A 6,007-nucleotide genomic window follows, 5' to 3' on the forward strand; every position below is an offset into this window, starting at 1 on the left:
GTCTCTATGTATATAACACCTATATCAGCCTCAGGATGACACGGGTCTGTTAATAATGCTCCTGACATTACATCATGACCACGCGGTTCATTCATTAACAATTTTCGAATCGAATCATACTCCTTTTTCATATGTAACATCTTCTCTGCCATCGTCTCTCCAATCAACTTTGGAAGTCCACTAATTAATGTCCTCGTTGGATTCCCACCTGTGTGTGTATCAATCGTCGTAAAGACTCTTTGTGACCTCATTCGTTTAACACCCTTTCTGTAAAACGACTCAAACGAAGTGGTTCAATAGGAATAATTGTCTCTTTTTCATTTAATAACTCTTCAATTACTTTTCCAGTAACTGCTGCAAGACTAATCCCATCACCTTCATGTCCAGCGGCAATGAAATAATTCGGAATATGTTCCACTCGTGAAATAATCGGTAAATGATCTTCTGTCCACGGACGTAAACCAGCGTAAGAACGAATTACCATCATATCTGCCATTTTCGGATAAAAGCGAATTGCTCTATTTGCGATACATTTAATGACTTCATTATTTATCCTCGTATGAAATCCTACAAATTCACGACTACTACCAATTAAGAAATTTTGACTTTCAGTAGGCTCAAATACGAGCGCAACCCCATATTTTTCAGTTAAAGCATCCACTTTTCGTTTTCCGCCAAATTTAGAAATTAAATAACCGAATTCCATTACTTTACGGCATCCTACGTGTTGTTGCCTTGAAGCTACAATAATATGCCCTTTTCTCGGTTCAATTGGTATATTTATATTTAACATCTGACCAATCTTAGGAGCCCACACACCGGCTGCATTTACAACTTGTTGTGCTGTAAAAGTTCCATTCGTAGTTTCTACAACAAATGAACCATCCGTCTCTATTTCCATACTCTTTACTTCCGTCTGCTTAAAAGCTTTTGCGCCAAACTTTTGTGCCTCTGACAGAAGCGAGAAAGCAAGGAGATATGGATTCACAGTTGAATCCGTCGCACATTCTAAACCGCCTAATAAATCATCAGCAAAAAAAGGCGACTCTTCCCTTATATCTTGCCTATCAAGCATTCGAAACGGTAATCCAGCTTCTTTTTGCCGATTTACCCATTGCTGCGCAGCTTCCATCTCTTCGTCTGACTCACATACGAGAATACTTCCTGGTGCCCTATATTCAAATGAATGCTCTAATTCTTCACTTAAATCAGTTACTAATTTTTGACTTACTAAAGACATTTGACTATCAAATCCCGGGTCTTTATCAATGGCCAAAATATTCCCATCACACCGTGAAGACGTCCCGCTGACAAATTCCCCTTTTTCAATGATTGTTACGTCTCTTCCGTATTTTGAAGTGTAATAAGCGATAGAACACCCTATTATTCCACCACCTATAATTAAAACGTCGCAATGCCTCACAATATACTCCTCCTTTCCTAGCCCTCTCACTTTCTTTTTATGCAATTGACGTGCCAATTCTGTACATATACAATTTTTATAAATAATATTTTTATTTGTAAAAATATTTTAAATTCATAGTAAATAGGTGTATTATTTTTTTATCACTGTCAAAATTTTTATACATAACAGGAGGACATTATGGAATTCTCATTTCCGACTATACAAGAATTTTTGGAAAGCGTTTTAATCAATCATACATGTAGCCTTGATCGCATTAAGAAAATAAACGAAAGGTTTTATTACCTCCCTTCTACTACAGAAGAATATAATTGCGCAATTATTTATGTAGATGACTCATTTACTGCATTAATTGACGCTTTTTCTTATGAATTAGCTGTTATCATCCTTAACGAAAACGATGAGCCGATATGCTGTATAACTTCTCAGCAAATGATTCCATTTCTTTATAAGTCCTACAATGAACTACAGTCATTTTATGACACTGTAATACAAACAACTGACTCTTCTGTTACAGTAATTGATAGTAAAGAATGCGTTCGAACTTGGACAGATGGTGCTGAAAAAATATTTTCAGTCAACCATAATGAGATTATTGGGCAACCGATTACTCGTTTTTTTGATTATAAAGACTTGGAAATTTTACAATCTTTACATGATGGAAAAAGCATAGTCGCTCAGTTCCATCAGCCTCGTCCCGATTTATTCGTATTAATTAATTCAAATCCAGTTTATTGTAATGATGAAATTATAGGAGCAGTCGTTTCAGAAACAGATGTTACAAATCAAGTGGCTTTAAATGAAAAACTATTTAATATGTCACATGAAATGCACCGTTTAGAACAAGAAGTGGCAAAGTATAAAGATGAATCCGATCCATTCCTTGCGATGAATGGAAAAAGTCCTGTTATACAAAGAACGATACAATTAGCTAGAAAAGTTTGTTCGGTGAAATCAACTGTTTTAATACTTGGGGAAAGCGGAGTTGGAAAAGAAGTATTTGCGAAAGCAATTCATGAAGCAAGTGAAGCAGCGAAGGCGCCTTTCATTTCGATTAACTGCGGGGCAATTCCAGAAGCATTATTTGAAAGTGAATTATTCGGTTACGAGCGTGGGGCGTTTTCTGGAGCAAATAGTAAAGGAAAAAAAGGTAAAATTGAACTCGCGCAAGGCGGTACTTTATTTCTTGATGAAATAGGTGAAATGCCACTTGATATGCAAGTAAAACTGTTACGTGTACTGCAAGAGCGAAAGTATTACCGAGTTGGTGGTGAAAAAGAAATTAATATTGATTTCCGTATTATCGCTGCTACAAATCGTGATTTACAAGAAGAAATGAGAAAAGGAACTTTCCGAGAAGATTTATATTACCGCTTAAATGTAGTTAGCTTGCAGATTCCACCGCTGCGCGAAAGACGCGAGGATATTATTGAATTAACCTATTCTTTCTTAAACGATTTTTCAATCAACTATAACAGACCAATTCGTGACTTACCTTCAAGCATTATGCATGAACTGCTTCATTACAATTGGCCAGGTAATATTCGCGAACTTCGAAACGTTGTTGAACGGCTTGTGGTATTCGCAACAGACGGAATTATAAAACAAGAATATTTACCATTTCATACGACTGAAACTTTAGACAACCATACAGCCCATTCCCTATTACTCAGCAACAATAATACAATCCTTTCTTTACAAGAAGAGATGGATGAGCATGAAAAAAAAGTTATTGAAAGGGCTTTACGAATTTTAAATGGGAATAAATTAGAATGCGCAAAACAACTTGGCGTAACAAGGGCTACTTTATATAACCGTTTAAAGAAACTTGGACTTCAATAAAGAAGCAGTATGCACCGATCAGGCATTTACAGATAGCCCTCTCCTCCTCTATATTGGCATGATTTTTGCATATATAATTTGTGAAAACCGAACTAGAGGAGGAATACACATGACAAATAAAAACAACTTAATCGTTTGTCGTTGTGAAGAGGTTACATATGGGCAACTTCAATCGACAATTGCTGAATATAACTGCTCGGCAAGAGAATTAAAACTAAGAACACGTGCTGGCATGGGATTTTGCGGTGGTCGCTCATGCAGAATAATGATAGATCGAATGATTGAAAATGCGAAGCCTGACGTAACTCTTAATGAACTACCGTTAAAATATCAACCACCAATACGTGCAATTACTTTTGGATCAGTAGGTGAAAGTAAATGAGTAGAATTACACATCACCCTATTTTAGGTACTTTACAAAGTAGTAAGCGTATTAACTTTCAATTTAACGGTCATCAATACGAAGCATATGAACATGAAACGATAGCTGCTGCCCTGTTAGCAAATGGAATTAGGACATTAAGAGTTCATGAAGATAGCGGAACACCGCGAGGTATTTATTGTAATATCGGGCACTGTTCCGAATGCCGCATGACAGTAAATAATCAAACAAATGTACGCGCATGCTTAACTGTTGTAGAAGAAAACATGGTTGTTGAAAGCGGGAAACAGCATCCGAATATCGTGAGAGAGATGGTGAAAAAACGATGAGTGATGTAATTATTATTGGTGCAGGGCCAGCGGGATTATCTGCTTCTATTTCTTGTGCTCGTTTCGGACTAAAAGTGCTCGTTATTGATGAATTTATGAAGCCGGGCGGGAGATTGTTAGGACAGTTGCATCAAGAGCCTACTGGAGAATGGTGGAACGGAATAAAAGAATCGAAGCGACTTCATGAAGAAGCAGAATCACTTTCAGTACATATCAGGTGCGGTGTTTCGGTCTATAATTTAGATAGAGATGAAAACAATTGGTTTGTACATACTAATATCGGTACGTTAGAAGCACCTTTCGTACTACTTGCTACTGGAGCTGCGGAATATTCTATTCCCCTTCCTGGCTGGACACTTCCAGGAGTGATGTCAATTGGAGCAGCTCAAGTTATGACAAATGTTCATCGCGTGCAAGTTGGAAAAAAAGGAATTATTATTGGTGCTAACATTTTGTCTTTCGCCATTTTAAGTGAATTGCAATTAGCGGGAATTACAGTAGATCATATTGTACTCCCTGAAAAAAGCGAGTTAAGTCAAAAAGCTGGTGAACCTGAAGAAGTTTTAAACTCTCTTTTAAATGCAGCACATCTCGCTCCTTCTGCTATTTTACGAATAGGTAGCCACTTTATGAAATATGATTGGATTCGAAAAGCTGGATTAACATTCTATCCAAACAGCGGAATGAAAATAAACGGAACTCCACTTCACCTTCGGAAAGCAGCTCTTGAAATTATCGGAACAGATCAAGTTGAAGGTGTACGCATTGCTAATATTGACTCTAAAGGAAATGTTATTAATGGATCAGAGAAAATATATGAAGCAGATTTTGTTTGTATTGCTGGGGGATTATACCCACTTGCCGAACTTGCAGCTGTAGCTGGTTGTCCCTTCCATTACATTTCAGAATTAGGTGGACACGTTCCTCTTCATTCCGAAACAATGGAAACCCCTCTTCCTGGTTTATTTGTAGCTGGCAATATTACAGGCATTGAAAGCGGAAAAATTGCGATGGCGCAAGGAACTGTTGCAGGTCTATCTATTGCTAAATATGCAGGTGAACAACATGATATAGTCGACCAACAATTATATCATGCCATTCAAAACGTTCACTCTGTTCGTCAGAAAGCTGCAATTCAGTTTAATCCGATGGTAGATATCGGTAGACGAAAGATGAATGAAATTTGGCGTGATTACTCTTCTACATATGCACATACTAAAAAGAGCTGCTGAGATTATTCTCGACAGCTCTTTTCTCTATTCATCTGAGTTATTAAATTTCGCTAATGCGTAAATACCTTCTTCATCATCTAATTCAAGTTGTAATCTCGCTGCGAATGAATTGACATTATATTCTCTGTCAAGCAATAAGCGTAATGCTTCGATTAAGTTTGCTTGAATTAAAATTTGCTGGCGACCATTTACCTCTACTTCCGCAGAGAAACCGTAGTTATCGTCATACATGAGTTCAACTAACACTTCTTCTGGACCCACTTGTCTTTTTTCAGCTATATATACGCAAAGCGCATTTATTAATTCTTGTTCAGAAATTTTTATTGTTTCCATGCTACTTCATCTGCCTTCTTTTTACGTTGGTCTTTGAAGTATTTAAATGCACGAACTGCTAACATTACGATACCAGCCATTACTAACATATTTACCATAAATGCTAATACAGAACCAAGAGCTCCCATATTTGCAAATAAGCTACCCATTAGTAAACCACCAAGACCACCTAGTAATAAACCTTTCATAAAGCTTCCTTTATTACTTTTTGGTGCTGTGTTTGTTGCTTTCGTTTTTGAATCTGGAGTCGTTTTTTGAGAATTTACATTTGAGTCTTTTTTGTTTAAATCAACTTTTGACTTTTGACCTGAACTTGGTGTAAATGATTTTTTACCAGATTTGTAACTTTTCGCTGCTGCATGATCTACGAACATAAAGCTACTAGCCCCAAAGATAACCATGAATGCTGTCATTACTGCTACAAGTTTTTTCAACATATTATATCCATTCTCCTTTTATATAGATA

At 36.9% G+C, this 6,007-nt stretch carries 8 protein-coding genes; 4 read left to right on the forward strand and 4 right to left on the reverse strand.

What is annotated here, in order from left to right:
- Window positions 1–251: proline racemase family protein (locus GBN78_RS27880; RefSeq protein WP_193224768.1), on the reverse strand; the 251-nt coding region annotated here is incomplete at its 3' end.
- Entirely contained in the window at window positions 248–1,423 is a 1,176-nt protein-coding gene (locus GBN78_RS27885; RefSeq protein WP_097918545.1) for an NAD(P)/FAD-dependent oxidoreductase, read from the reverse strand. The genes GBN78_RS27885 and GBN78_RS27880, both read right to left, overlap by 4 nt.
- Window positions 1,424–1,603: 180 nt before the next feature.
- Here GBN78_RS27885 and GBN78_RS27890 point away from each other — a divergent pair, with 180 nt between their 5' ends.
- The 4 genes from GBN78_RS27890 to GBN78_RS27905 all read left to right on the forward strand — a co-directional run bounded on the left by GBN78_RS27890 (window position 1,604) and on the right by GBN78_RS27905 (window position 5,208).
- Entirely contained in the window at window positions 1,604–3,265 is a 1,662-nt protein-coding gene (locus GBN78_RS27890) for a sigma-54 interaction domain-containing protein (RefSeq protein WP_000395824.1), read from the forward strand.
- Window positions 3,266–3,374: 109 nt separating this feature from the next.
- Window positions 3,375–3,647 carry a (2Fe-2S)-binding protein gene (locus tag GBN78_RS27895; protein WP_130068131.1) on the forward strand — a complete coding sequence of 91 codons (273 nt, stop codon included), beginning with the start codon at window positions 3,375–3,377 and terminating at the stop codon, window positions 3,645–3,647.
- Window positions 3,644–3,976: a (2Fe-2S)-binding protein gene (locus GBN78_RS27900; protein WP_000087072.1), complete on the forward strand. Its 333-nt coding sequence runs from the start codon at window positions 3,644–3,646 to the stop codon at window positions 3,974–3,976. The genes GBN78_RS27895 and GBN78_RS27900 overlap by 4 nt, the downstream gene beginning before the upstream one ends.
- Window positions 3,973–5,208 carry an NAD(P)/FAD-dependent oxidoreductase gene (locus GBN78_RS27905; RefSeq protein ID WP_098299724.1) on the forward strand — a complete coding sequence of 412 codons (1,236 nt, stop codon included), beginning with the start codon at window positions 3,973–3,975 and terminating at the stop codon, window positions 5,206–5,208. The genes GBN78_RS27900 and GBN78_RS27905 overlap by 4 nt, the downstream gene beginning before the upstream one ends.
- Before the next feature lie 24 nt (window positions 5,209–5,232).
- Here GBN78_RS27905 and GBN78_RS27910 read toward each other — a convergent pair whose 3' ends face one another.
- Both GBN78_RS27910 and GBN78_RS27915 read right to left on the reverse strand, forming a co-directional pair.
- Window positions 5,233–5,541 carry a YxcD family protein gene (locus tag GBN78_RS27910; protein WP_097918542.1) on the reverse strand — a complete coding sequence of 103 codons (309 nt, stop codon included), beginning with the start codon at window positions 5,539–5,541 and terminating at the stop codon, window positions 5,233–5,235.
- A complete protein-coding gene (locus GBN78_RS27915) occupies window positions 5,529–5,978 on the reverse strand; it encodes a hypothetical protein (protein WP_000914478.1) in 450 nt (149 codons plus the stop codon). Before GBN78_RS27915 ends, GBN78_RS27910 begins: the two co-directional genes overlap by 13 nt.
- Window positions 5,979–6,007: the final 29 nt, after the last annotated feature.

The sequence above is a fragment of the Bacillus sp. B2-WWTP-C-10-Post-4 genome (assembly GCF_009183805.1).
GTDB classification, from domain to species: Bacteria; Bacillota; Bacilli; order Bacillales; family Bacillaceae_G; genus Bacillus_A; species Bacillus_A cereus.